Annotated in this window: 23 protein-coding genes; 10 read left to right on the top strand and 13 right to left on the bottom strand. The window is 68.8% G+C overall.

Annotated elements, in window-relative coordinates; translation table 11 throughout:
* Positions 1–280 precede the first annotated feature (280 nt).
* Together E3T19_RS14335 and E3T19_RS14330 are read right to left on the bottom strand one after the other, a co-directional pair.
* Positions 281–1,669, bottom strand: coding sequence for an FAD-binding oxidoreductase (locus tag E3T19_RS14335; protein WP_088455930.1), 1,389 nt, complete (start codon positions 1,667–1,669; stop codon positions 281–283).
* Positions 1,670–1,894: 225 nt separating this feature from the next.
* Positions 1,895–2,620 carry a DUF72 domain-containing protein gene (locus E3T19_RS14330; protein WP_088457953.1) on the bottom strand — a complete coding sequence of 242 codons (726 nt, stop codon included), beginning with the start codon at positions 2,618–2,620 and terminating at the stop codon, positions 1,895–1,897.
* A gap of 163 nt (positions 2,621–2,783) precedes the next feature.
* Between E3T19_RS14330 and E3T19_RS14325 the strand changes: the two genes are divergently transcribed.
* Positions 2,784–3,620, top strand: a complete 837-nt coding sequence (locus E3T19_RS14325) for a hypothetical protein (protein WP_134409148.1) — start codon at positions 2,784–2,786, stop codon at positions 3,618–3,620.
* A gap of 22 nt (positions 3,621–3,642) precedes the next feature.
* On the opposite strand, the gene E3T19_RS14320 is transcribed toward E3T19_RS14325, so the two are convergent.
* Positions 3,643–4,482 carry an SDR family NAD(P)-dependent oxidoreductase gene (locus E3T19_RS14320; RefSeq protein ID WP_088455928.1) on the bottom strand — a complete coding sequence of 280 codons (840 nt, stop codon included), beginning with the start codon at positions 4,480–4,482 and terminating at the stop codon, positions 3,643–3,645.
* 167 nt (positions 4,483–4,649) lie between these two features.
* Here E3T19_RS14320 and E3T19_RS14315 point away from each other — a divergent pair, with 167 nt between their 5' ends.
* Both E3T19_RS14315 and E3T19_RS14310 read left to right on the top strand, forming a co-directional pair.
* The gene (locus E3T19_RS14315) at positions 4,650–5,315 is read left to right on the top strand and encodes a GntR family transcriptional regulator (RefSeq protein ID WP_103460985.1); all 666 of its coding nucleotides are present in this window, start codon (positions 4,650–4,652) and stop codon (positions 5,313–5,315) included.
* 15 nt (positions 5,316–5,330) lie between these two features.
* Positions 5,331–6,533 carry an MFS transporter gene (locus E3T19_RS14310; protein ID WP_088455926.1) on the top strand — a complete coding sequence of 401 codons (1,203 nt, stop codon included), beginning with the start codon at positions 5,331–5,333 and terminating at the stop codon, positions 6,531–6,533.
* Between the two features lie 27 nt (positions 6,534–6,560).
* Here E3T19_RS14310 and E3T19_RS14305 read toward each other — a convergent pair whose 3' ends face one another.
* From E3T19_RS14305 to E3T19_RS14290, 4 genes are all read right to left on the bottom strand, one after another.
* Positions 6,561–6,965 carry a phage holin family protein gene (locus E3T19_RS14305; protein ID WP_088455925.1) on the bottom strand — a complete coding sequence of 135 codons (405 nt, stop codon included), beginning with the start codon at positions 6,963–6,965 and terminating at the stop codon, positions 6,561–6,563.
* A 136-nt stretch (positions 6,966–7,101) separates the two neighbouring features.
* A complete protein-coding gene (locus E3T19_RS14300) occupies positions 7,102–8,976 on the bottom strand; it encodes a carbohydrate-binding domain-containing protein (protein WP_134409147.1) in 1,875 nt (624 codons plus the stop codon).
* 51 nt (positions 8,977–9,027) lie between these two features.
* Entirely contained in the window at positions 9,028–9,837 is an 810-nt protein-coding gene (locus E3T19_RS14295; protein WP_241980247.1) for a VTC domain-containing protein, read from the bottom strand.
* A complete protein-coding gene (locus E3T19_RS14290) occupies positions 9,834–10,430 on the bottom strand; it encodes a DUF4956 domain-containing protein (RefSeq protein ID WP_088457951.1) in 597 nt (198 codons plus the stop codon). Before E3T19_RS14290 ends, E3T19_RS14295 begins: the two co-directional genes overlap by 4 nt.
* Positions 10,431–10,648: 218 nt before the next feature.
* Here E3T19_RS14290 and E3T19_RS14285 point away from each other — a divergent pair, with 218 nt between their 5' ends.
* Entirely contained in the window at positions 10,649–10,930 is a 282-nt protein-coding gene (locus E3T19_RS14285) for a hypothetical protein (RefSeq protein WP_088455923.1), read from the top strand.
* A 75-nt stretch (positions 10,931–11,005) separates the two neighbouring features.
* Positions 11,006–11,338, top strand: a complete 333-nt coding sequence (locus E3T19_RS14280) for a hypothetical protein (RefSeq protein ID WP_088455922.1) — start codon at positions 11,006–11,008, stop codon at positions 11,336–11,338.
* 18 nt (positions 11,339–11,356) lie between these two features.
* Here E3T19_RS14280 and ppsA read toward each other — a convergent pair whose 3' ends face one another.
* Both ppsA and E3T19_RS14270 read right to left on the bottom strand, forming a co-directional pair.
* Entirely contained in the window at positions 11,357–13,783 is a 2,427-nt protein-coding gene (gene ppsA / locus E3T19_RS14275) for a phosphoenolpyruvate synthase (protein ID WP_134409146.1), read from the bottom strand.
* Positions 13,784–13,880: 97 nt separating this feature from the next.
* On the bottom strand, positions 13,881–15,089 hold the full coding sequence (locus tag E3T19_RS14270) for a hypothetical protein (protein ID WP_134409145.1): 1,209 nt from the start codon (positions 15,087–15,089) through the stop codon (positions 13,881–13,883).
* 86 nt (positions 15,090–15,175) lie between these two features.
* Between E3T19_RS14270 and E3T19_RS14265 the strand changes: the two genes are divergently transcribed.
* Positions 15,176–15,718: a GNAT family N-acetyltransferase gene (locus E3T19_RS14265; RefSeq protein ID WP_088455919.1), complete on the top strand. Its 543-nt coding sequence runs from the start codon at positions 15,176–15,178 to the stop codon at positions 15,716–15,718.
* Between the two features lie 23 nt (positions 15,719–15,741).
* A complete protein-coding gene (locus E3T19_RS14260; RefSeq protein ID WP_134409144.1) occupies positions 15,742–17,208 on the top strand; it encodes a phosphotransferase in 1,467 nt (488 codons plus the stop codon).
* Between the two features lie 19 nt (positions 17,209–17,227).
* Here E3T19_RS14260 and E3T19_RS14255 read toward each other — a convergent pair whose 3' ends face one another.
* Positions 17,228–18,937: an AMP-binding protein gene (locus E3T19_RS14255; RefSeq protein WP_088455917.1), complete on the bottom strand. Its 1,710-nt coding sequence runs from the start codon at positions 18,935–18,937 to the stop codon at positions 17,228–17,230.
* Positions 18,938–19,047: 110 nt separating this feature from the next.
* Here E3T19_RS14255 and E3T19_RS14250 point away from each other — a divergent pair, with 110 nt between their 5' ends.
* Both E3T19_RS14250 and E3T19_RS14245 read left to right on the top strand, forming a co-directional pair.
* On the top strand, positions 19,048–20,094 hold the full coding sequence (locus E3T19_RS14250) for an ATP-dependent DNA ligase (RefSeq protein ID WP_088457950.1): 1,047 nt from the start codon (positions 19,048–19,050) through the stop codon (positions 20,092–20,094).
* Between the two features lie 55 nt (positions 20,095–20,149).
* Positions 20,150–20,731 (top strand): dihydrofolate reductase family protein, encoded by a 582-nt coding sequence (locus E3T19_RS14245; RefSeq protein WP_134409143.1) that lies wholly within the window; start codon positions 20,150–20,152, stop codon positions 20,729–20,731.
* 38 nt (positions 20,732–20,769) lie between these two features.
* On the opposite strand, the gene E3T19_RS14240 is transcribed toward E3T19_RS14245, so the two are convergent.
* Complete coding sequence (locus E3T19_RS14240) at positions 20,770–20,985, bottom strand: PLDc N-terminal domain-containing protein (protein ID WP_088455915.1); 216 nt, start codon at positions 20,983–20,985, stop codon at positions 20,770–20,772.
* A gap of 174 nt (positions 20,986–21,159) precedes the next feature.
* On the opposite strand from E3T19_RS14240, the gene E3T19_RS14235 reads away from it, so the two are divergent.
* Entirely contained in the window at positions 21,160–21,573 is a 414-nt protein-coding gene (locus E3T19_RS14235) for an ASCH domain-containing protein (protein ID WP_165787912.1), read from the top strand.
* Between the two features lie 39 nt (positions 21,574–21,612).
* On the opposite strand, the gene E3T19_RS14230 is transcribed toward E3T19_RS14235, so the two are convergent.
* Positions 21,613–21,891 (bottom strand): hypothetical protein, encoded by a 279-nt coding sequence (locus tag E3T19_RS14230; RefSeq protein ID WP_134409142.1) that lies wholly within the window; start codon positions 21,889–21,891, stop codon positions 21,613–21,615.
* A gap of 27 nt (positions 21,892–21,918) precedes the next feature.
* Complete coding sequence (locus E3T19_RS14225) at positions 21,919–23,409, bottom strand: PspC domain-containing protein (RefSeq protein WP_166788887.1); 1,491 nt, start codon at positions 23,407–23,409, stop codon at positions 21,919–21,921.
* Positions 23,410–23,450 lie beyond the last annotated feature (41 nt).

Raw genomic sequence — 23,450 nt, 5'->3', positions numbered from 1 at the left:
CACTATCCAGCTCGTCGTCCATACCCCCATTCTCTAACGAATCGCACCTATATGCGAGGAAATGCCAGCAAGTCCGGAACGGATATCGAAAACATTTCCGCACTGCACAGGATGGCTCGGGGGGTCTCGACAGGCTCGACCGACGGGACGGGCACGTTGTCGAGGACGGGTTGCGGGTTCGAATTCGGCATGGCCACCACGAAATCGATAGGCACGACAAGCGGGGATAGAACACTCCCGCGCCCGACCAGCGCTCGGACCTCGCGCGCGGGCCGACGCCCTAGAGCTTCTTGCCGGGGTTGAGGATCGAGTGCGGGTCGAAGGCCGCCTTCACCCGCAACTGCAGGTCGCGCAGCACCGGGCCGAGCTCGTCATCGAGGTGTGCCCGCTTGAGCACACCAATTCCGTGCTCCCCCGACGCCGACCCGTCGAGCGAGATCGCCAGGTCGATCACCCTGGCGAACGCCGCGTGCGCCTTGTCGATCTCACCGGGCACCTCGGGGTCGTAGCCGATCACCGGGTGCAGGTTGCCGTCGCCCACGTGGCCGCCGGTGCTGATGGGCACGTCGAGTTCCCGGGAGATCTCGGCCAGACCCTGCAGCAGGGCGCCGAGCTGGGAGCGTGGCACCGTGATGTCCTCGTTCAGGCAGCCGCCACGCACGGCCTGCACGGCCGGGTGCAACAGACGCCGCGCGCTCATCAGCCGCTCGAGCGACTCGGCATCGTGTGCGATGGTGACCACGCCGGCTCCGGCGGTTCGCAGCACCTCGGCGTAGACCTCGACGTCGTCGTGGGCCTGGCCGATCTGGTCCGACTGCACAAGCAGCAGCGCGCCGGCCCCGGCCGGCAGAGTGGAGGCCGGATCGAACGCGTTGATCGCGGCGATGCAGGCACCGTCGAGGAATTCGACAACGCTCGGCCGGCGGTCCCCGGCAACGATCGTATTGGCGGCCGCCAGCGCATCCGCGGTGTTGGCGAAGGTCGCCGCCACGCCGGAGGGGCTCCCGGGTTTGGGCAGCAGGCCCACGGTGATCTCGGTGATGATGCCCAGGGTTCCTTCTGAGCCCACCAGCAACGCGGTGAGGTTGTAACCGGCGACGCCCTTGATGGTGCGCTGCCCGGTGCGCACGATCGACCCGTCGGCGAGCACCACCGTGAGTTGGCGCACGAAGTTGCCGGTGACGCCGTACTTGACACAGAGCATCCCGCCGGCGTTGGTGGCCACGTTGCCGCCGATGGTCGAGGCTCGCCACGAGCCGGGATCCGGCGGGTAGAACAGGTCAACGGCCTCGGCCGCGCGGGCCAGCGCGATGGTGCGCACGCCGGCCTGCACCGTGGCGGTCTGGTTTGCGGCATCGACGGCCAGGATCTTCTTGAGCCGGGTGGTGCTCAGCACGATGGCGCCGTCGATGGCGTTCGCCCCGCCGGCCAGCCCGGTGCGAGCTCCCTGCGGCACGATCGGGATGCGGTGGGCGGCTGCGATGGTGACGACCGCGGCGACCTCTTCGGTGCTGGCCGGAAAGACCACGGCCAGCGGCTCACCGCTGAAGGTTCCTTCGGACTGGTCCCGACGGTTGCTCTCGGTGCTGGGACCCGTCACGATCTGCGCGGCGGAGAGCACGGCGGAGAGCTCGGTGACAACTGTGGACGCGACGTGGGTCTCGGTCATGAATACCTCTGCTGGAATCGCACCGTCGACCGGTGCCTCATCGACGCGCTCACTCGTCAGACCGCGCCCGGGGCCACAATTCTATGCAGGTGATTTCACCGTGACCCGCGCTTTGGCAAGGCCGGCCCGGTAATTCTGGGCGTCCATACCGCTTTGCATATCTCACCCTCGCCGCGGGCGCTAGGGGCCTTGTGCGGGCATTGTGACCCGGGGAACCGTGTTCCGTCACACCCCGAGTTCCGCGCGCAGCGCCCAGGCATTCCGCACCGCGTTGCCGTCGCCATCGTTGTTGAAGTAGGCGAACACCTCCCGGCCCTGGGCCGACCACTCGCGAATGCGGCCTGCCCACCACCGCAAGTCGGCATCGGAATACGACCCCGCGTAGAGGGAGTCATGCGCAGGGCCGTGCAGCCGGAGATAGACGAAGGGCGCGGTCGCGCGCAGCACACAGGGCAGCCCCGCCCCGCTCATCACGCAGTAGGCGGCTCCGTGCCGCTCCAGCAGGGCGAAGACCTCGTCGTCGAGCCAGCTCTCGTGCCGGAACTCCACCGCCACCGGGATCCAGCACGGAAGGGAGCCGAGGAAGTAGTCCAGGCGTGCGTCGTCGCGGGTCTGGCCTGGGCCCAGTTGCACCAGGAGAACGCCGCGCCGGTCGCCCAGCTCGTGCCAGCCCGCGCCGATCCGCTCTGCCCAGAGCTCCGGCGCATAGAGCTTTTTCGCGTGGGTCAGGCCCCGGGGAGCCTTCACCGACATCTGAAAGCCCGGGGGCAACCGTCGGTGCCAGCCCGCGAACACCGTCGCGCGGGGCCACCGGTAGAAGCTCGCATTGAGTTCGACAGTGTCGAAGGCCGCCACGTAGTACGCCAACCGCTTCGCTGCGGGCAGGCCGATGGGATAGAGCACGTTCTCCCAGTGGTCGTAGCTCCAGCCCGAGGTACCGATGTGAATCATCGGTCCGGTCATAACACCGGGTCTGTAGTATTTCAAGTCACGGTCCGGCGACATGACCGGCACGTCTACGCAGCGGGGGGTGGCACGGATTTCAGGGGATGTTCGACACACGTCTCGCCCACGCCTGCCACCGGCGCGCTGGGCGACGGGCCACCGCGCCCGGATGATCGTGGCCGCGATCACCCTCGTACTGGTTGTGGCTGTCGTCCTGGTCGTACGGGCGGTTTCCCTGGCGACGGCCCAGAGCGAATACGATGCCGCCGCTGCCGCCTTCCAGAGCGATCAGGCCGCGGCCGTGCGAACCGTCACCGATGGCGAGACCGCGCTCGACGATGCCATCGCCACCCTGGCCGCGAGCGAGGGCAAGGTCTTCACCGAGCAACCCAGACTCGAGCTGGCTGACGCCATCGATACCGCGACCACGCGCCTGAGCGCGGCCGCCCAGAAGCTCACGACAGCGGAGAGCACCGCTGCGTCGTCGGCCGCCTCGACCACCCTCTTCGAGATGGGCGTCGGGGTGCGCGATGACGCCCGCACCCTCTCCGCGTTCGACTTCGGTGCCGCAAACGGCGTCGACGGCGTCGCCGAGGACCTCGCCGTGCCGATGGCGGCCGTCAACGCCGCCATGGCCGAGTGGCAGGCCGAGCAAGAGCGGATCCTGCGCGAGAGGTACACCAACAATGTGCACGCCACGGGCTGGACGCCGGAGCTCGACCAGTGCATCGGCTCCGTGGACGTGACCGCGCACTACCAGGACGTTCCCACCATCGCCGAGCACTGGTCGTGCGGCGGCAAGGACTTTCCGGACGACGCCGGCACCGTGATCACCCTCACCGGGGTGCACGCCGGAACCTACCGGGTGGACGGCATCGTGGTCATGCTCAACGCCGACCGGGACAGCACCGCTGACATCCCGCGGGGCTACGACCTGCTCTACCAGACCTGCCAGAACGGGCAATCCTCGACCATGTCGTTCACGGCCCTGACCAAGATCGTCTAGGCCGAACAGGTATCGGTCGGGCTCAGCTGCCCTGTGGAAGCAGGTCGGTGGCGACCATGTCGATGCTGCGTTCCCAGAGCGCCGTCGCGAGGCCGGCATCCGTCGCCTGATGGTTCGTGGAGTGCACCTTGCGCTTCTCGTAGTACTCGCCCGACTGCCAGTCGACGCCGGCGGCCGTGCTCGCCAGCCAGACCAGGGTGTCCGCGCCCTTCTCCGGCGTGATGAGCATGCGCTTGAGTGCGGTCTGGTAGACCAGCCGCATGATGCTTGTGGAGTCGGTGGAGAAGCTCGTGGCGACCACACCCGGGTGGAACGCCGCCGTGACCAGGCCGCGCGAATTGTAGCGCCGGTGCAGTTCGCGGGTGAAGAGGATGTTGGCGAGCTTCGCATCGCCGTAAGCGTTGTTGGGCGAGTACTTGCGGTCGTTCTCGAGGTCGTCGAGGTCGATTCGACCGAACCGGTTGGCGGTGCTCGACGTGTTGATCACCGACGCCCGGCTGGAGAGCAGGCGATCCATCAACAGGGTGGTCAGCAGGAACGGCGCCAGGTGGTTCACCTGGAAGGTCTTCTCGTGGCCGTCGACGGTGATCTCGCGGTTGCCCATGATGCCGCCGGCGTTGTTGGCGAGCACGTCGATGCGCGGATAGCGCTGCAGGAGTTCGGCGGCCAGGGTGCGCACCTCGGCGAGCCGGCCGAAGTCGGCGATGAAGTGGTCTGCACCGAGCTCGGCGGCGATGGCCTCGGTCTTCTGCGGCGAGCGCCCGACAATCACGATGCGCTCACCGGTCGCTGCCAAGGCTCGGGCGGCTGCCGCACCGATGCCGTCGCTGGCGCCGGTGATCACAATGGTTCGGTCGGTCATCTGGTGCTCTTCCGCTCATTTCGGGGCGAGGCATCGTCGACTCACAGTGCCTGAACTCTACTGCGGGCGGCCGGGACGCCGTCAAACGGGCCGCAGCCGAACCGCCGCCGAACCCTGTTGAGGTTATTGATGCATTTATCAGCCCGGTTTTTCGGTACGATGAAGGAATGCAGTTATCGGCACGCTCCCACCCGGCCGGCTCCTCGGCCGTGGACCGCGCGTACACCCACGTGGCCGAGGCGATCATCTCCGGCGAGCTCGCGGCGAGCGCCCTGATCACCGAGGGTGATGTCGCTGCCTCCCTCGGACTCAGCCGCACCCCGGTCCGGGAGGCCTTTCTCGCACTGGAGTCGGCTGGCCTGCTGCGGCTCTTCCCCAAGAAGGGCGCCATCGTCACCGCGGCCGACGACACCGAGACCGCCGAGCTCCTGCAGGTGCGCATCCTGCTCGAGACCAAGGCCGTGCAGGTCCTCGGCGAGCGCCCCAGCCAGATCGACGCCGTCGAGGCCGAGTTGACTGCCCTGATCCAGACACAAACGGATGCCGCCGCCGCCGGCGACCTCCTGGCCTACGCCCGCGCCGATCACCGCTTCCACGCGCGGATCGTCGACGAGACCCACAACAGTGTCATCGACGGGATCTACGCCCGCCTCGGCCCCCGGCTCGAACGCCTGGTGCACAGGGTGGCCGCCCGTGACCCCGACAGCATCGACAGGCTCATCGCGGAACACCGCCTCCTGGCCGAGCACCTACGGGCAGGCGACACCGTCGCCTACGACCAGGCGCTGCGGGCCCACCTGGAATCCGGGCACCGCCTGCCCCGGATGCTCTAGCAACCAGAAAGAACCATGACCAGCCGCCGCACTCCCCGCTCTACTCCCCCGTGGCACCTCGCCGCACCCGCCCTGTTCGTCATGGCCTGGGGCGGAAACCACTTCACCCCGCTCCTGCACATGTACGAGACCCTCGGCAACTACTCCACGGTGACCGCCGATCTGTTCCTCGGCTTCTACGTCGTCGGCCTGGTTCCCGGTCTCCTGCTGGCCGGGGCTCTCTCCGACCGCCACGGACGCAAGCCCCTCATGGTCGCCGGGGTCCTCGCCGGCATCACCGCGAGCATCCTGCTGGGGCTCGGGTTCTCCAGCGAGGTCGTCATCTGCCTGGGCCGGTTCCTCGCCGGCCTGAGCGTGGGCGTGGCGATGTCGGTCGGCACCGCGTGGATCAAGGAACTCTCGAGCGCCCCGTTCGACCTCGTGGCCCGACCGACCGCCGGCGCCCGGCGTCCCGCGCTCACCCTGACCGTCGGCTTCGGCCTGGGCGCCGGGGTGTCCGGCCTCCTGGCACAGTGGGGCCCGATGCCGACGTTGCTCCCCTACGTCGTGCACATCGTGCTGAGCCTGCTGATCCTGCCCCGCCTGCTGCGCACCCCGGAGACCGTGCCGCACAGCCGGGCACACGGGTCGCTGTGGCTCGACCTGCAGGTGCCGTTGGCCGGCCACCGCCGCTTCCTGCGGGTGGTGCTGCCGACGGCGCCGTGGGTGTTCGGCGCCGCCGGCATCGCCTACGCCATGATGCCCAAGCTCGTGGAGTCGCAGCTCGGCGAGCTCAACCTGGCCTTCGCCACCCTCCTGACCGTGGTCACCCTGGGCACCGGAGCCCTGGTGCAGCCTCAGGTCTCCAGGCTCAACTCGATCACCAACGGCCGGGCTCTCCTGGTAGGCATGGGCCTCATGCTCACGGGCATCCTCAGTGCCGTGGGAACAGCAGTCACCCTCTCCCCGCTACTGGCGCTGATCACGGGCATCGTGCTGGGCGCGGCCTACGGCATCACGGTCGTCGCCGGCCTCGTCGAGATCCAGCGGATCTCCACCGCCACCGACCTGGCCGGCATCACCGGCGTCTACTACAGCCTCACCTACCTGGGCTTCCTGCTCCCGGTGGCCTTCGCCAGCCTGACCGAGTTCGCGAACTACCCGACCATGCTCTCGCTGCTAGCCGCCGCGTGCGCCGGCTGCCTGGCGCTGACCGCGGTGGGACTGCGCCGCGCGTAAGCGGTGAGCGCCGGCTTCAGGATGCTGTCAGGGCGTCGGGCGCGCGGTCGTGCCTCGCTTGTCCTTCGCCTCACGCAGGAACACCAGCGGAAGCAGGAGAGTCGCCACGGCCGTGATCAGCCAGACCACCAGCGCGGCCAGGATCCAGGTCTGCCAGCCCTCGATGGTGAGGCCGCCCGGGAACAGCGAGGCGATCCACAGCGCGACGAACGTCGACAGCAGGCCGATGCCGCCCAGGAACGCCGGCGCTCCCCGCGCGACGACCTTGGCCAAGAATGGCGAGAGCACGCTCTGGGTCACCGCGAAGACGACCACCGCGGTCACGAATCCGCTCGGGGTGACGGTGAGGTCGGGCAGCACCAGCGACGCCACCCACAGGCCCAGGGCCGCCGAAAGCAGAAAGACCAGCGCGCGCAGCAGGATGCGAATCATGCCGCGATGGTAGCGCCGCCACGGGTCCGCGTCATCCCCGGCCGCCCTGTGGCTGCTCTACCTGCTGTGGGAGGCTCCGCACCGCGAAACGGCCGGCCCGTCGGGGCCGGCCGTCGCACTGCGGTGAGAGTCTCGGTCAGCGAGGTCCGCCGGCAGCGCCGCCGCCCATGGTGCCCGTCGCGGCCTCGCCGGCCGTGACGGTGGTCGTGTTCGTCGCCGACGCGTAATCACCGTCGGCATAAACGCCCGGGGCGATTTCGCCGGACGCCGTGCCTCCCACGTGGACGCTGTAGGTCTCGCCCGCGACCAGTTCGTCGGAGGAGAACACCACGGACTGGAAGTCCTTGGCCGACTCGTAGGCCATCACCACGTCGCCGGCGCTGTCCACGAGCTGCACGACGGTGCCGGCAGCCGGCGTCGAGTCGAGGGCGATGGCCACGAAGGTCTGCTCTGACCCGGCTTCCGGCGACACCGCCATTCCTGCACTGCCCGCGGCCAGCAGGGTGCCGCCGGTGACGGTGAAGCTACCGTTCACGTCGAGTGCCCCGTTGCCGTTGTCGGTCGGCCCGTTCACGACGAGGATGCCGTCGCTCATGGTCGCGGACCCGTTGGAGTCGAACCCGTCTCCGCCGGCGTCGATCGTGGTGGTGCCGCCGGTGATGGTGATGGTCTCCCCGCCGTCGGCGTCCATACCGCCACCGCCGCCGCCCTGTGCCTCGGTGCCGGTCCCAGCACCGGTCTCGGTGCCGCTGGACGCGTTGATGCCGTCGTCGCTGGCGGTGATCGAGACCGTGCCGCCGCCGATGCTGATGGCGGTGCTCTCCAGGCCCTCATCCGAGGTCGTGATGGTGGTGTCACCGCCGATGACGTCCAGCGCCGTGTCTGCGTGCACACCGTCGTCACCGGCCGCGAGTCTCACCGTTCCGGAGGCGATCCGCACGGTGCCGTCCGAGTGCAGCGCGTCGTCCGCCGCGTCGACGGTGAGGGTGCCGCCGTCGACGACAGTGACCACCCCAGACTTGACGCCCTTCGCCGACGCGTCCTCCGACACCGCGGTGGTGTGGCCGCCGCCGGATTCGACCGTGACGGTGGCCCCGGCGAACACCACATCGGTGAACGCCTGCAGGCCGTCGCCGCCGGCGATCACCTCGACGGCGCCGCCGATGAGAGCGAGGTAGCCGCGGCTGTCGTCCTCGTCATTGTCGGACTTGAGGCCATCGCCGCCGGCGGTCACCCTGACGGTGCCACCGTCAACCACCAGATAGTCCTTGCCCCGGATGCCGTCGTCCACCGCCGTCACAGTGACGGTGCCCGAGCTGATGATCAGGCCATCCGTGCTCGTGATGCCGTCGCTGCCGTTGCCGGTCACCTCGAGCGACCCACTGCCCGTGATCGTGAGATCGGCCGCGCTGTAGAGCGCCGCGTTCGCGTCGGTGTCCTCGGCGTAGGAGTCGGTGTCGGCCAGGGTATTGGCAGACCCGTCGGAGAGAACGATGATCGCTTCGTCGGCCTCGGTCACCACGAGTGCTGCCCCGGTGGAGTTGCTGACCTCGACGCCGTTGAGGATCAGGCGCACGGTGCCCTCGCCCGAGGAGGCGACGACGATCTGACCGTCCTCCAGGGTGCCGCTCAGTTCGTAGGTGCCGGCCGCGGTGATGGTGACCGTGCTGCCGGCGACGGTCACGGCACCGCCTTCTGCCGACGCGCCGCCTTCTGCCGACACGCCGCCTTCTGCCGACACGCTGTCGCCGGCCAGGGTGATCTGCACCACGTCGGCGGCGTCCCACTCGTCGTCGTCGGCGTCGGCGTGGGTCGCCTGGTTGGCGGCCAGCACTTCGGCGGCCGTGGTGGACTCGTCGATCGCGACCGCGGCGGTGCCGGCGGACGTGGTTCCCGTCGAGTCCGTGGTCGCGGTGACGGCCGTACAGCCGGTCAGCAGTGCCGCGGTGACGAGGAACGGCAGCACCCGGTGGGCGGTCCGGGGAGAGGGGGTCTGGGGAGATTTCTTCATGGGGTACTCACAATCGGTGGGGTCGAACAGGATCAAGGAGTGCGGGGCCGGCTAGCGGAAGTACCGGCGAAGCACCGGCGCCCATTTGTTGTCGGGCAGGTCACTGCGGAGGGCGGCCAAGCCGGTGCCGTACTTCGAGATGGTGGCCGGGCGATGGCCGTGGGCCCAGAGAATCCGGTCAACGGCGGATGCCCGGGAGCCGGACTTGGTCTCTACTATCGACAGCCCCGGCCGGTCAAGCCGGAGCTGCGGGGTGCTCCCCCGGCGAACCGTCGACCACGACAGTCCGGTGTCGATGGTGGCGCGACTGCTGGATTCCGGGAGGAACAGGGTCGTCCGCCGATACCTGGTCGTGAGGGTCGGCACGAGGTCCTGCCCCTCGGCGCCGGTGATGTCGGCCTCGTCGAGCACGGTGTCGGTGTACCGGCGCCCCTCGGTGGTGAGCGTTGCCCTGTCGCCGATCGGATACGGCAGGCGGTCCTTGACCGTCACGCCCCGGCCGCCGCGGGTCTTCACCTCGAGGTAGCTCTGGGCCGAGTCGACGTAGGTGCGGGTGCGGATCTTGAAGCGGCGCCGGCGCGGATGCGCCGCCATCAGGAAGCTGGTGAGCTCGGGGGTGTCGAAGTACACCGACTCGTAGGCGCTGGAGCGCACCCCGTCGATGTCGAGCACCCGCACACCGGGGTCCAGGTCGACCAGGACCGCGTCCAGCTCCGAGCGGGGCACCACGTACTTGCGGTCGATGCGGGTGAGCAGACCGGCCCGGTCGGTGAGCTCGGCCAGGCCGATGGTGCCCAGGCCCGCGAGCGGCACGTCCAGCACCACGCCGGTCGGCACGGCACTCATCGGCACGGCACTCATCGGCTCGTCTCCTGCAGAACCGGAGCCGGCGTGGCAGTCGGGGCACGCCCCGCACCCACCTGGTACCGCACGTCGACGAGGGTGGTGTCGTTCACGAGGTCGAGACTGCGTACGTGCACCCCGTGCACCCGGGCACCGAGCAGCCCCTCGAGGTGAGCGATGAGAGCGGACTCCTCGGCGAACGCGGCATCCAGCACCACGCTCTGCTGCCGGTAGCTGCGGAACAGGCGCGGGTTGTCGCCGACGTAGACCACGGCGAGGATCAGGGTCATCAGCACCACGGTGAGCACCGTCGGTTCGGCGCTGAGGCCGGCGAGCAGGCCCAGGGCCAGCGCCGCGAAGTAGTAGGCCACCTCGTGCTGCTCGATCTCGCTCGAGCGCAGGCGGATGATCGACAGCACGCCGAACAGGCCGAGGCCGAGGCCGACGCCGACGGTGCTGGACGCGAGCACCTGGGCCACGGCCAGCACGCCGACATTGACCACGAGGTACGCGACAACGAGGTCCCGGCGCCGGTGACGCGGAAAATACAGCCCGAACGTGAGCAGGCTGATGAAGAGCAGATCGATCAGGATGATCGTGGCCTGCAGCATGGTGTCCTCCAAATGAACAATCGGTAACGCAACGTTGTCCATCTAGCCGGACACCCCTATGAGTCGGCTATGCGGCGGTTATGAGCCGCAGTTGAGTCGGCCTGCCGGGTCGGTGATCACCCGAAGCGTCATTCGCACCGGAGGCAACCCGATCTCGCATTGTCAGACCCCGAGGAGTAAACTTCGAACATATGTTCTAACTGTTGAGGTGATGTGCCATGAGTCTGATTAACGAAACCGTCGCGGTCTGGGTATCGCCGGAGGGTTCTCCGGTTCGCCTGGTCTGGCGTGCCCGCCGGTTCAGGGTGACCGACACCCCCACGCCGTTGACGGCGTCGGTGTCGCTGCCCGACGAGCTGCTGTACTTCCTCACCCATCCGCCCAAACCGGTCGCCGCCTGGCGCTGCCAGGGCACCGCCGAGGACGGCACCTCGCTCGTCTTCGACATCCAGCACGACGACGGCGGCGGCCGCTGGCAGCTGCTGCGTGCCTATGACTGAGGGTCCGGTCCGGTTTGACGGTCCATTCCGCAGGCCGGATTGCGGCGCTAGGCTCCCACCGACAAGGGAGGCGCCGTGAGCGACAACAACAGCGAAAACCCGGACCCAGGACCCAAGCCGAGCCTGACCGACAGCCGGTGGGAGGCGCGGATCACCTTCCTGCGCAGCCGGGCGGCGGTGGCTCGTGCCGAGGTGTCCGCGATCGAGGCCATGCATCGCGATCCCGACGTTCTCGAGGACCTACTGGCCAACGCCTCCCCGGACGAGGTGGCGATGGCCGAGGCCGTCGAACACCGGATCAGCGAGCGTGTGATCGCGGCCCGGCAGGTCGCCGACGCCGCAGAGGCCGACTACGAACGTGCCGTGCTCGACGGTGCGGATCTGCGTGGCAACGAGGACCTGGACTAGGTTCGCCGCCTGGCCTCGTCAGCCTGGCTTCGTCACCCTGGCGGGTTGGGGCCATTCGCCGGCCGCCCCCGCCGTCTCGGCCTCCTTGATGCGGTGCACGGTCTTGAGGAATGAATCCGGGTTGAGCGAGATCGAGTCGATACCCTCGCCCACCAGGAACTCGGCGAAATCGGGGTAGTTGCTCGGTCCCTGCCCGCAGATACCGATCTTGATGCCGGCCGCGTGAGCCTTGTCTATGGCCTCGCTGATCATCCGCAGCACCGCCTCATTGCGTTCATCGAAGAGCGCCGCCAGGTCGCCGGAGTCCCGGTCGACACCGAGCACCAGCTGGGTGAGGTCGTTGGAGCCGATCGAGAAGCCGTCGAACCTGGTGGCGAACTGCTCGGCCAGAATGACGTTCGCCGGGATCTCGCACATCATGTACACCTGCAGCCCGTTCTCGCCGCGCACCAGGTCGTTCTCCGCCATCACCGCGAGCACCCTGTCGGCTTCGGTGGTGGTGCGGCAGAACGGCACCATCACGATCACATTGCTGAAGCCGATCCGCTCGCGCACGCGCTTGAGCGCCCGGCACTCCAGCGCGAAACCCTCGGCGTACTTGGCGTCGTAGTACCTTGATGCGCCGCGGAAGCCCAGCATGGGGTTCTCCTCCGCCTGCTCGAAGACGTCGCCGCCGATGAGGTGCGCGTACTCGTTCGACTTGAAGTCGCTCAGCCGCACGATCACCGGGTGCGGGTAGTACGGCGCTCCCAGCTTCGCGATACCCAGAGCCAGGGTGTTCACGAAGTACTCGCCCAGGTCGGCGTAACCGCGGGTGAGCTCGGTGATCTGGCGGAGCACGGCCGGGTCGGTGACCCGCTCCGGATGCACCAGCGCCATCGGGTGGATCTTGATGAGGTTGTTGATGATGAATTCCATCCGCGCCAGCCCCACACCGGCGGTGGGCAGTCTCCACCATTCGAAGGCCGCCGCCGGGCTGGCGATGTTCACCATCACCTGGGTGCGGGTGATCGGCACGGCGCCCAGGTCGATCTGTTCGGTCTCAGAGGCCAGGATGCCGGCGTAGACAATTCCTTCGTCGCCCTCGGCGCAGGAGATGGTGATGGGCGAATCCTCGGTGAGTACCTCGGTGGCATTGCGGGTGCCGACCACCGCGGGCACGCCGAGTTCGCGGCTGACGATGGCGGCGTGGCTGGTGGGGCCGCCGTGATCGGTGACGATGCCGGCCGCCCTGGTCATGATCGGCACCCAGTCCGGGTCGGTCATCTCGGTGACAAGGATGGCGCCGTCGCGGAAGTTCTCGATGTCGGCGGGGTCCCGGATGACGCAGGCCGTACCCGACGCGATGCTGTCGCCGATGGCCACGCCGGAGACCAGGAGCGGTCCGGTCTCGGTGAGGCGGCTGACCGAGAACCGGGTCAGGCTCTTCTGCGAGTGCACGGTCTCCGGCCGAGCCTGCACCAGGAACAGCTCACCCGTGAGGCCGTCCTTGGCCCATTCCATGTCCATCGCCCGGCCGTAGTGGTCTTCGACGATGGTCGCCCACCTCCCGAGCTGCACGATCTCGGTGTTGCTGAGCACAAACGCCCGGCGTTCCCGCTCCGGGGTGTCGATGACCCGGGTGCGTGCGCTGCCGCCCTCCGCGTAGGTCATCTTGCGGTCCTTCCGGCCCAGGGTCTTCTCGATGATGGGCTCGTAGTCTTCTTCGTCCAGCAGTGTCTTGAAGACCAGGTACTTGTCGGGGTCGACGGCGCCCTGCACCACCGTTTCGCCCAGGCCCCACGCCGCGCTGATCACGGCGGCGCCGGGAAAACCGGTGTCGGTGTCGATGGAGAACATCACGCCGGAGCCGGCGAGGTCGCTGCGCACCATCCGCTGCACCCCGATCGACAGGGCCACGTCGAGATGGTCGAACTTCTTCACCTCGCGGTAGCTGATGGCCCGGTCGGTGAACAGCGACGCGTAGCAGCGGCGGCAGGCGTCGAGCAAGTCGCGTTCGCCGCTCACGTTCAGGAAGGTCTCCTGCTGGCCCGCGAAGCTGGCGTCGGGCAGGTCCTCGGCGGTGGCGCTGCTGCGCACGGCGACGGGCAGGTTGGGCACCTCGGCGTCCTTGGACAGGGTGCGGTAGTACACCCGGATGTCCTCAGCGATGGCCGCTGGGAACTCGCCGGCCAGGAAGGCCTCGCGCAGGTTCTGGCCGGTTTCGCGGAGTGACGCAGCGCCGGAGTGGTAGCGGTCCAGCTGCTCACGGATCACCGGTTCCAGGCCGTTGGCCTCGATGAACGCGCGGTAGGCATCCGCGGTGGTGGCGAAGCCGTTGGGTACTCGCACGCCGCGCGCCGAGAGCGAGCGCACCATCTCTCCCAGGGAGGCGTTCTTGCCGCCGACCTGCGGGATGTCCGTCAGGCCGATGGAATTGAACCAGACCACTTCGCGACCACGCATGATTCCTCCTGGCATTGGTGCAGCGCCGCACTCCCCAGCCGCAACTTACTGCTCTGCGGCGGATGCGGCTAGAGTGCCGCGGCCTGCGGGGCCGGGCTCAGCGGCACGTACCGGCGACGGCGATCTGCTCGTCGGTGGGGCGGCCGTAGGCCTCGATGCCCGACCCAGGTTCGTCGAAGCCCTGGCTGATCGACCAGGCCGTGGCCCAGGCCTCCTGATCCTGGCTGAAGGCGGAGCCCGAGAAGAGCGGCCAGCAGTTCTCCCGGTAGACCTGGGTGTGCCCCACCTCGTGGGCGACGACCGCGTGGGCGTCCGAGCCCTCGTACCAGACATTCTCGATGGTGTAGTTGAGGCTGATGATCGACCAGCCGCCATCGGAATCGTAGGTCTCTGCGGTGCCGGAGAGCCAGTCCGCGCCGAGACCGGATACCTCGGGTGCCCAGATGAACTCCAGGGCGATGCCGTTGCTGAGCGAGCGGGCGTACGCTTCGATCTCCCGCCGCACCGCCCAGGCCGGATCGTGGGCCTCGGCCTGGTGGATGGCCTCCGAGGAACGCACCTGCGCCTCGGCATCCGTCATCGAGGTCAGGAACACGGCGTCCCTGGCGCTCGACATGGCGGGATCCCGCGCGTATTCGATCAGCCGGATGAGCGGAACCTGCACCGAACGATTCGAGAGTCGGTTGTCGACGATCGTCTGCTCGGCCCGGGTCGCCGCCGCGGTGAAATATGCCGCCTCCGCCGCATCGAGGTCGTCCCGGCCGGTCGTCGCCGCCTGAGCCGACGCGCGAAGCCGGTCTTCGGCACTCTGTGATTGACCGGTCAGGCCCTCGATGCGCTCGGCCTCGGCCATGGCCTGCCAGGGCAGGCTGTGGTCGTTGTCGCTGACGGGCTCGTCGTTTGCCGGGGGTCTGATCGCTTCGGCGGTGTCGGATGCCTCGATGACGGGTTCGAGCTCGGCCAGGATCTCGCGAAGCGCGTCGGCTTCGGGGAGTGCGTCGGCGGCGAAGGCGGGAGTGGCGGCCACAGCGCGGATTCGCTCGGCGAGCCAGACCAGGTTGCGTGACCTGGCGTCGGAGGCGTTCCTGGCGTCGGTCTCCTCGCCGACTTGGGCGGTGAGCGCAGAGGTTGCCGTCTCGTAGCGGTCCTGAGCGGCTGCGCCCCAACCCCAGAATCCGCCACCGCCCACGGCCACGGCGAGCAGCACGGCCAGCGTCGTCAGGATGGTGCGGCGCGTTCTGGGATGGGGCGTGGGGGCGGACGACGGTTCGACGGCGGGCGCCGCGAGCGTCGGGTCCTGCGTCACGGCTCCCCCTCACGTCGGGATCAGCGTAGCGCCCCCGCCCCCGTGCCCAGCGATACACCGGAGCAAACATCGATTATCGTCAGAGAATGACCGCAACGCTGCCTCAGGTGTCCCTGCGTCCTTTCCTCGACACCGATTCCGCGCAGGTGCTCGCGCTCAACAGCGCCGCCGTGCCCGCCGTCAACGACCTCGACGCCGACGCCCTGGCGGCGCTGATCATTGCGAGCCACAGCGCGATCGTCGTCGTGGCGGATGCCGAGCCGGACACTGTGCTCGGCTTCGCGATTCTGTTCGCGGCCGGCGCCGACTATGCCAGTGAGAATTACCGATTCTTCTCCGGCCGCGCCCGCACCTTCCTCTACGTGGACCGCATCGTCGTGACGGCCGGCCATCGCGGCAGGGGCCTCGGCGCCAGGCTCTACGCGGCGGTCTTCGACACCGCGCGTGCCCTGCCCGCCGATGTGGTGTTCTGCGAGGTCAACCTACGGCCGGCCAATCCCGAGTCGCTGGCCTTTCACGGCCGGCTGGGCTTCACCGAGATCGGGCAACAGGCCACCAAAAACGACACCGTGGTCGTGTCGCTGCTGAGCGCAGCCGTTCCGAAGGTTCGTTCGGCGTCTGGGCGGTAGCGGGTCCGGCTACGCTGAACCACATGAAGCACGCCAGCGCCGGCACCGGCATCGACCTCACCCCGGCCATCGACGGCTGGGTGGGCGCGCAGCGCTGGTTTGCCGGCAAGGCGCACAGCCCGGTGCTGCGCAGCATCGGCCAGTGGGCGCTGCCGGCCGACGAGGCGGGGGTGCGCATCGCCTGCCACCTGGTGCTCGACACGGCCAGCAGGTTCTCCACGCTCTACCAACTGCCGCTGACCGAGCGCACGGCGCCGTTGCCTGAGTCGTCGGCTCTCATCGCCCAGACGGTGGGTCGTGACGGGCTCCCCCGCTACGTGTACGACGCCCCGCACGATCCCGTCTACGCCGCGGCGCTGCTCGGGTTCATCACCTCGGCCGCGTCGCCATCGTCCGACGACCCGGACGGTGTCACCGCGCGGGGTGAGCTGCTGCGGGCGGGAGTGGGGCCCGCTGACTCGACCCCGTACAGCGTCACGGCCAGCCGGGTCATCAGCGGCGAACAGTCGAACACCTCGATCATCCTCGACGTCGCCGACGAGACCGGCCGGCCCGGTCGCCCGGTGATCTGCAAGGTGTTCAGGGTGGTCGCAGCCGGGTCGAACCCGGATGTCTCGGTGCAGTCGGCCCTGGCCGGCGCCGGATCCAGGTTTGTTCCCGAGCCGATCGGAGCCGTGTCGGGCGAGTGGACGAACCCGCTCTCTGCCGCCCGGCACAGCGGTCACCTCGTGTTCGCTCAGGAGTTCCTGCCCGGGGTCGACGACGCCTGGCGGGTCGCCCTGGCTGCTGCCGCGGCCGGTGACGACTTCAGCATCCCCGCCCACGCCCTCGGAGTCGCGACCGCCGCGGTACACCGGGACCTCGACAGGGTGTTCCCCACCGTGGCGTCCACCCCGGATGTGATCAACCAGTTGTGCCTGACCATGCGGGAACGGTACCGTCTGGCCGCCCGCGAGGTACCGGAGCTGGCCGCGCACCGCGAGGCCATCGAGGCCGTATTCGCCAGGGCGAAGGCGGCGCCGTGGCCGCGGCTGCAGCGCATCCACGGCGACTACCACCTCGGCCAGGTGCTTGATGTGCCCGGGCGCGGTTGGGTGTTGATCGACTTCGAGGGCGAACCTCTGCGCCCGCTCGCCGAACGCTCGCTGCCGGACATCCCGCTGCGCGATGTGGCCGGCATGCTCCGCTCGTTCGACTACGTGGGCGCGACCATCGCCATGCGGGACCCCGCTGCAGCGCCCGCCGCGATCGAGTGGGCGATGACCGCCCGGGCGGCCTTCCTGCTGGGCTACCACGCCGGGGACGTCGACTACCAGGCCGGGACCGCCCATGCCGGGCAGGAGGCCCTGTTGGCCGCGTTCGAACTCGACAAGGCCGTCTACGAGAGCATCTACGAGATCCGCAACCGGCCCACTTGGTTGCCGATTCCGCTGCGTGCGGTGCGGCGCCTCGCCCAGGAGGCCAACGCCGCCGCCCACAGCCCGGGCTGACCTCCCGCGAGTTTCCCCGCTAGGACCGCTTTTTCAGCTCGGGGAACTGGTCGTCGCGCCACTCATCGGCCAGGCGCACGTTCGCTGCCGCGGCCTCGGTCTCCCGCGCCCGCAGCTCCACCCGGCGGATCTTGCCCGAGTTGGTCTTGGGCAGCTCGAAGAACTCCACCCGGCGCACCCGCATGTACGGCGGCAGGCCGTTGCGGGCGTGCCGCAGCACCGCCAGGGCCGTCTCGGCATCCGGCGCCCAGCCCGCCGCAAGGGCCACATAGGCCTTGGCGATGTTCAGCCGGGTGTCGTCGGGGGCGGGCACGACGGCGGCCTCCATCACGGCAGGGTGCTCGATCAGCACGCTCTCCACCTCGAACGGCGAGACCTTGTAGTCGGAGGACTTGAAAATGTCGTCGGTGCGACCGATGAAGGTGAGGTAGCCGTTCTCGTCGCGGATGGCGACGTCGCCGGTGTGGAAGTACCCGTCGCGCAGCACCTCGGCGCTCCGCCGGGTGTCGCCGTGGTAGCCGGACATCAGGTTCGCCGCGGGCGTGCTGAGGTCCAGGCAGATCTCGCCCTCCTCGGTGAGTGCCCCGGTGACCGGGTCGACGAGCACCACGGCAACACCGGGCAGCGGCAGCCCCATCGAACCGGCCTTGAGGACCGAGCCGGGCACGTTGCCCACGATCGCGGTGGTCTCGGTCTGGCCGTAGCCATCGCGGATGGTCAGACCCCAGGCGCGCTGAATCTGGTTGATGACCTCGGGGTTGAGCGGTTCACCCGCCGAGAGGATCTCGCGCAGACTCGCCGGCTTGGCGCCGACATCCGCCTGGATCAGCATGCGCCACACCGTCGGCGGCGCGCAGAAGGTGCTGACGGCGGCGCGGTGCAGCTGGTGGGCCAGCGCGGCGGGGTTGAATCGCGAGTAGTTGTAGATGAACACCGTGGCCTCGGCGATCCACGGCGAGAAGAAGCAGCTCCAGGCGTGTTTGCCCCAGCCCGGTGAGCTGATGGCCAGGTGTACGTCATCGGGGCGGAGGCCCAGCCAGTACATCGTGGTGAGGTGCCCGACCGGGTACGAGGTCTGGCTGTGCACCACCATCTTGGGCTTGCTCGTGGTGCCGGAGGTGAAGTAGATCAGCGACGGGTCGGTGGAGGACACCGCGACGTCGACCTTGTCGGCTTCGGCGCGGTGCGACTCGGCGTAGTCGGTCCAGCCCGCTGCCGGCTCACCGACGCAGATACGTGAGTACTCCCCGGGCACGTCGGCGAACTTGGCGGTGTCCTGGGTGTTGGCGATCACGTGCTGCACGCCGGCGCGCAGCACCCTGTCGGCCAGGTCGTGGCTGCCGAGCACCGTGGAGGTGGGCAGGATGACCGCGCCGACCTTCAGGATGGCGAGCATGGTCTCCCACAGCTCCACCTGGTTGCCGAGCATGAGCATGACGTGGTCGCCCCGGGTGACGCCGTGCTGCACGAGCCAGGTGGCGACCTGGTCGGAGCGGGTGACCATCGCGTCGAAGCTGACCTTCAGTTCGCGGCCGTCTTCCTCGACGATCCACAGGGCGGTCTTGTGGTTGCCGGTGGCGATCACGTCGAACCAGTCGGTGGCCCAGTTGAAGCTGTCGCCCACGTCCGGCCAGACGAAGGCGGCGGCGGCGCCCTGGTGGTCGGCCCGCAGCTCGAGGAGCTGGTCGCGGGCGCGGCGGAAGTTGGTCGTACTCGGGCGCTCAGTCATGGTTCCATCTTCCTCACCCTGGATGCCTCCACGGGCATGGACACCCATCTGGCTGGGAATATGTGCACGAAGGGGTGTTCGGCCAGGCCGAAGCGGGCCAGACTGCGGGCATGGCAGTCGCAACAGCCGTCTCCCCCATGCTCGCCAGGGCCGTCGACACGGTTCCCGAACCGGACAGTGTGCCCGGCGGGTTGAGCTACGAGCCCAAGTGGGACGGCTTCCGCAGCATCGTCACCTTCGACGGCACCAGCAGCACGATCGCCAGCCGCGGATCCAAGATGCTCACCCGGTACTTCCCCGAACTCACCTACGCGTTCGAAGACCTGCTGCCGGAGCCCTGCGTCCTCGACGGCGAGATCGTGCTGCGCACCGGGGACCCGGGCAGCGAACACCTCTCCTGGGAGCAGCTGTCGCAGCGCATCCACCCGGCGGCCAGCCGGGTGCGCCGGCTCGCCGACGAGACCCCGGCCACCTTCGTCGCCTTCGACCTGCTCTCTCGCAATGGTCACAGCCTGCTCGACACCCCGTTCGTCGACCGCCGGGCGGCCCTCGAAGACCTGATCGGCGACCTCGGCGACCCCATCCACCTCACCCGAACCACGCGGGATGTCGCCCTGGCCCGAAGGTGGCTGATCGAGTTCGAGGGCGCGGGCCTTGACGGCATCGTCGCCAAGCCGCTCGCGGCCGTGTACGCGCCGGGCAAGCGGTCGATGTTCAAGGTGAAACACCACCGCTCGGCCGATGTCGTGCTGTTGGGCTACCGCACGCACGTGAGCGGCAGCGGTGTGGGATCGCTGCTGCTCGGCCTCTACGGCGACGACGGTGAACTGCACAGCGTCGGCGGCGCATCCGCGTTCAGCGATGCCTGGCGGCTGCGGCTGATCGACGAGTTGGAACCGCTGGTGCTCCGAGACGAGGAGGGCGCCGTGGTCACCGGGGAGACCGAGCGCAACCGGTTCTCGGCGAACAAGGACACCTCCTTCGTGCGGTTGCAGCCCAGCCGGGTGCTCGAGGTGCGGTACGACCACATGGAGGGCGAGAGGTTTCGGCACACCGTGCAGTTCGAGCGGTGGCGCCCGGACCGGGACGCCCGGTCCTGCACCTTCGACCAGCTGGAACGGCCGATCGACTACGACCTCGGCGACGTGCTGGACTGACCGGCAGGATGACCGGGTGTGACGTCTGGCGCACCCCCGACCAAAGGAGAGCCCCGTGAGCACGGTGGTCATGTACAGCTCGGTGTCGGTGGACGGCTTCATCGCGGACGAGAACGACCAACCCGGACCGCTGTTCGACTGGCTGTCCGGCGGTGACGTCCCAGTGGACGAGAGCGGCGCGGTGACGGTGTCGCAGACGTCCTACGACTACATCCGGCCCTACTGGGACCAGATCGGGGTGACGATCGTCGGCCGTCACGTCTTCGACATCACGGACGGCTGGGACGGGATACCTCCGGGCGGGGTCGACCACGTGGTCGTGGTGACGCACCGGCCGAAGCCAGAGGGCTGGGATGCCGAGGCGCCGTTTCACTTCGTCGACGGGGTGGAGGCGGCAGTGGCCATGGCGCGGGAGCTCGCGGGTGACCGCATCGTCGAGGTCGCCGCCGGCGATGTCGGTGGCCAGGTGCTCGCCGCGGGCCTGGTCGACGAGGTGCGCATGGACGTCGTCCCCGTCGTGTTCGGGTCCGGCAAGCGCTACTTCGGGTCGGTGCACGCACAGCATCTGTTGGAGGATCCGGACGTGGTGATTCAGGGCACCCGGGTGCTCCACCTGCGCTTTCGGATGCGCCACTGACCGATCACCGACACCGCGGGGTCACGATCGTTCGGTGGCTAGTCCTTGCGGCCGGCGATGAAGTAGGCGATCGGGCCGGCGTAGTTGATCGAGATCACGGCGGCCCAGACACCCTTGGGTCCGTTGACCTTCTTTGCCGGCCGGTGCGCCAGGTCGCTCCAGGCGAGTCCGGCCAGAACCAGCTGCACGAGACCGCCGGCGATGACGCCGGATTTCTGGCCCCCGGTCATCTCGCTCCACTTCCGTGATGCCATGGTTTTCTCCCATCGTTGCCGCGCAGGCACCGGAACTGGCGGAGCGCGTTAGTCGCATCATGCCACCGGCGCACCGCTCGCGCGACGCGCCGGGACATTGAGCTGTCAGTGCCGCTTATGCTGGTGTTCCCCTCTCGCGCGCGTAGACGCGGGCGCCCGCGTAAGAAAGCCACCATGATCGCCGATATCGACACCCTTCCCCCGCTCGTGTTCGGTGAACCGAGCGAGTTCCGCGAACTGATGGTGGCCCTGGTCATGACCGGGGCGAAGACCGGCTCCTCCAACCTGCGGGTCGCCTACGAGATGACCGATGAGGCGCTGCCCACCGTGGGCTCGCTCTACGCCCTGGTCGACTCCGCCAACACGCGCGTCGCCGTGCTCGAGATCCTCGAGGTGGTGGAGACCACGGTTCGTGAGGTCACCCTCGAGCAGGCGCAGCACGAAGCGCCGACGCTCGAGCACTGGCGCACCGTGCACCGCGACTACTGGGAGACCCTGGTTCCCGCCGTCCGCAAGCACCTCGGCGAGCCCGACTGGCAGCTGACGGATGATGAACCCGTGATCAGCAAGGTGTTCAGGGTCGTTTAGCTCGTCGGGGCTGGAAATGCGCGCGGTCCTGGGGCATCATCAGCCGGCGCGACGGGAAGCGGCGATGATGCCGGCCACTACGAGCAGGAGCCCAATGCCCACGACAGCCGTGAGAAGCCAGGTGACCAGGTCGAACCCACCCGGCACCAGCTCACGGGCCGCCATGAACGCCGCGAGCGCGAGCATCAGGGAGCCCCAGAGGATGGTCGCGAAGAGCGGTCGTTGTCTGGGCAGCCGGTCAGGCGTCGGGGAGGAAGTATCTGCCGTCGGTGAGGTCTTCAGCGGCGTGGTTTCGGTGGGGCTGTTCGGGTCGGTCATGGTGTTCTCCTACGAGCTCAGTGCCGGCTAGCGCAGTGCCGGTTGGTTGATGGTGACCTGGCCGAAGAGCGTCCAGACCCGGACTGTCGTGACGCCGGTGCCGCGGCCCTCGGCCACGACGCGGGAGTCGTGGAACAGCACGCCGCCCCTGTCGAGGTCGTCCATTCCCGTGTAATCCACGCCGCCGGCGAGGCTGCTGGCCTCGACGGCCACGGTGCGGTTGTCGGGCAGCAGCAGCTCAACGTCGCCGAACGCGATCCAGACGTCGACGGTGTGGTCGGCGCCGGCCGGCGCGGTGTCGACATCCGTCAGATCGATCACGGGTGCGCCGGCGAACATCGCGAAGCCGTTGGGGCTGCTGGTGCTGTACTGCCAGGTGGGATCGCCGACGGGGACCACATCGGTTCCCACCGGGATGACGGCGGTCCAGGCCATGGCGCCGGCCAGGACGATGCTGAAGAAGTTCAGCCAGCCGCCCTCCTTGCCCCGTACTCCGGCGACGACGATGCCCAGGGCGATCACGGCGAGCGCGGCGGAGGCACCCACCAGGAAGGCGCTGTTCGACCAGGCCCCGTCGGCAACGAAGGATGCCGCGACGGCTCCCGCGCTGAGGGCGAGACCGGCGACGACGGAGATGAAGCCGGCGCCGAGGTGCTTGCGGCGCTGGATCGCCCGGTAGCTGTGCGGGTCGAAGGTGGACGCCGGGGCAGACTGGCCGGGGTCCGTCCCGTAAGGGGCGGCGGACCCGTAGGGCGCAGATCCGTGCGGCGCTGATCCGGCCGCGCTGGTTTTGCCCGTCAGGTCGTCCCAGAGTGACGGGCCGGCGGCGGGCGGCTCCGGCACCGGCGGAATCGGCGGGATGAAGGTCGCGGTGGGGGTCGGCTGGGACGCACCAGCTGACTCGGACTGAGCGGTCGGCTGAGCCGCGCTCGGCTGCGCCGCTGTGCTGGGCTGGTACCCCCCGGCGGTCTTGCCCCCAGCCGGCTGGTTACGCGGCGACGGCACTCGCTTGGCGATGTAGATCACCAGCACGATGATGCCCGCGGTGAGCCCGATGGCCCAGCTGGTGCGCAGCAGCACCTCCAGCCAGCCGGGCATCCCCCAGACCTCCGGCGGTCCCTGCCACCAGATTCCCTGCATCCACGGGACGAAGGTGAGAAACAACAGCACACCGACGGCGATCATGGCAGGTTCGAAGATCTGCCGGGCGGCTTGCTCCACCAGGCTGCGACCGGACTCATCGGGCATCAACGCCCAGCCCACCGCGTACAGGAAGAAGATCGGGCCACCGAGGATGGCGACCACGACGGCGATGCCGCGCACGATCAACGGGTCGAGACCGGTACGTGCCGCGACGGCCCCGCAGACGCCGGCCAGCCAACGATCCTGTCCACGCACGAAGCCGAGGCCACGCACCCAGTCGAAGAACGCGGCGCCGCCAGGGGCCTGGGGCGGCCGGGTGGCGCTTGGAGCGCCGTACGGGGTCGGCGGCGGGTTGTAGGACGGTGTCTCGGTCATGACTCCATCTTGCTGCCGTGCGGCGCGGCCGACCATGGGGG

The sequence above is a fragment of the Cryobacterium sp. TMT4-31 genome (genome assembly GCF_004403385.1).
Classification (GTDB): domain Bacteria; phylum Actinomycetota; class Actinomycetes; order Actinomycetales; family Microbacteriaceae; genus Cryobacterium; species Cryobacterium zongtaii.
This window is presented reverse-complemented; position numbering and strand designations above follow the sequence as displayed.

Excerpts from the sequence above, each read along its gene's own strand:
- E3T19_RS14235 (WP_165787912.1), top strand. The coding sequence starts at position 21,160 with ATGATCGCCGATATCGACACCCTTCCCCCGCTCGTGTTCGGTGAACCG.
- E3T19_RS14240 (WP_088455915.1), bottom strand. The coding sequence starts at position 20,985 with ATGGCATCACGGAAGTGGAGCGAGATGACCGGGGGCCAGAAATCCGGC.
- E3T19_RS14315 (WP_103460985.1), top strand. The coding sequence starts at position 4,650 with ATGCAGTTATCGGCACGCTCCCACCCGGCCGGCTCCTCGGCCGTGGAC.
- E3T19_RS14230 (WP_134409142.1), bottom strand. The coding sequence starts at position 21,891 with ATGACCGACCCGAACAGCCCCACCGAAACCACGCCGCTGAAGACCTCA.
- E3T19_RS14295 (WP_241980247.1), bottom strand. The coding sequence starts at position 9,837 with ATGAGTGCCGTGCCGATGAGTGCCGTGCCGACCGGCGTGGTGCTGGAC.
- E3T19_RS14310 (WP_088455926.1), top strand. The coding sequence starts at position 5,331 with ATGACCAGCCGCCGCACTCCCCGCTCTACTCCCCCGTGGCACCTCGCC.
- E3T19_RS14265 (WP_088455919.1), top strand. The coding sequence starts at position 15,176 with ATGACCGCAACGCTGCCTCAGGTGTCCCTGCGTCCTTTCCTCGACACC.
- E3T19_RS14325 (WP_134409148.1), top strand. The coding sequence starts at position 2,784 with ATGATCGTGGCCGCGATCACCCTCGTACTGGTTGTGGCTGTCGTCCTG.
- E3T19_RS14300 (WP_134409147.1), bottom strand. The coding sequence starts at position 8,976 with ATGAAGAAATCTCCCCAGACCCCCTCTCCCCGGACCGCCCACCGGGTG.
- E3T19_RS14290 (WP_088457951.1), bottom strand. The coding sequence starts at position 10,430 with ATGCTGCAGGCCACGATCATCCTGATCGATCTGCTCTTCATCAGCCTG.
- E3T19_RS14260 (WP_134409144.1), top strand. The coding sequence starts at position 15,742 with ATGAAGCACGCCAGCGCCGGCACCGGCATCGACCTCACCCCGGCCATC.
- E3T19_RS14305 (WP_088455925.1), bottom strand. The coding sequence starts at position 6,965 with ATGATTCGCATCCTGCTGCGCGCGCTGGTCTTTCTGCTTTCGGCGGCC.
- ppsA (WP_134409146.1), bottom strand. The coding sequence starts at position 13,783 with ATGCGTGGTCGCGAAGTGGTCTGGTTCAATTCCATCGGCCTGACGGAC.
- E3T19_RS14330 (WP_088457953.1), bottom strand. The coding sequence starts at position 2,620 with ATGATTCACATCGGTACCTCGGGCTGGAGCTACGACCACTGGGAGAAC.
- E3T19_RS14335 (WP_088455930.1), bottom strand. The coding sequence starts at position 1,669 with ATGACCGAGACCCACGTCGCGTCCACAGTTGTCACCGAGCTCTCCGCC.
- E3T19_RS14255 (WP_088455917.1), bottom strand. The coding sequence starts at position 18,937 with ATGACTGAGCGCCCGAGTACGACCAACTTCCGCCGCGCCCGCGACCAG.
- E3T19_RS14320 (WP_088455928.1), bottom strand. The coding sequence starts at position 4,482 with ATGACCGACCGAACCATTGTGATCACCGGCGCCAGCGACGGCATCGGT.
- E3T19_RS14225 (WP_166788887.1), bottom strand. The coding sequence starts at position 23,409 with ATGACCGAGACACCGTCCTACAACCCGCCGCCGACCCCGTACGGCGCT.
- E3T19_RS14250 (WP_088457950.1), top strand. The coding sequence starts at position 19,048 with ATGGCAGTCGCAACAGCCGTCTCCCCCATGCTCGCCAGGGCCGTCGAC.
- E3T19_RS14285 (WP_088455923.1), top strand. The coding sequence starts at position 10,649 with ATGAGTCTGATTAACGAAACCGTCGCGGTCTGGGTATCGCCGGAGGGT.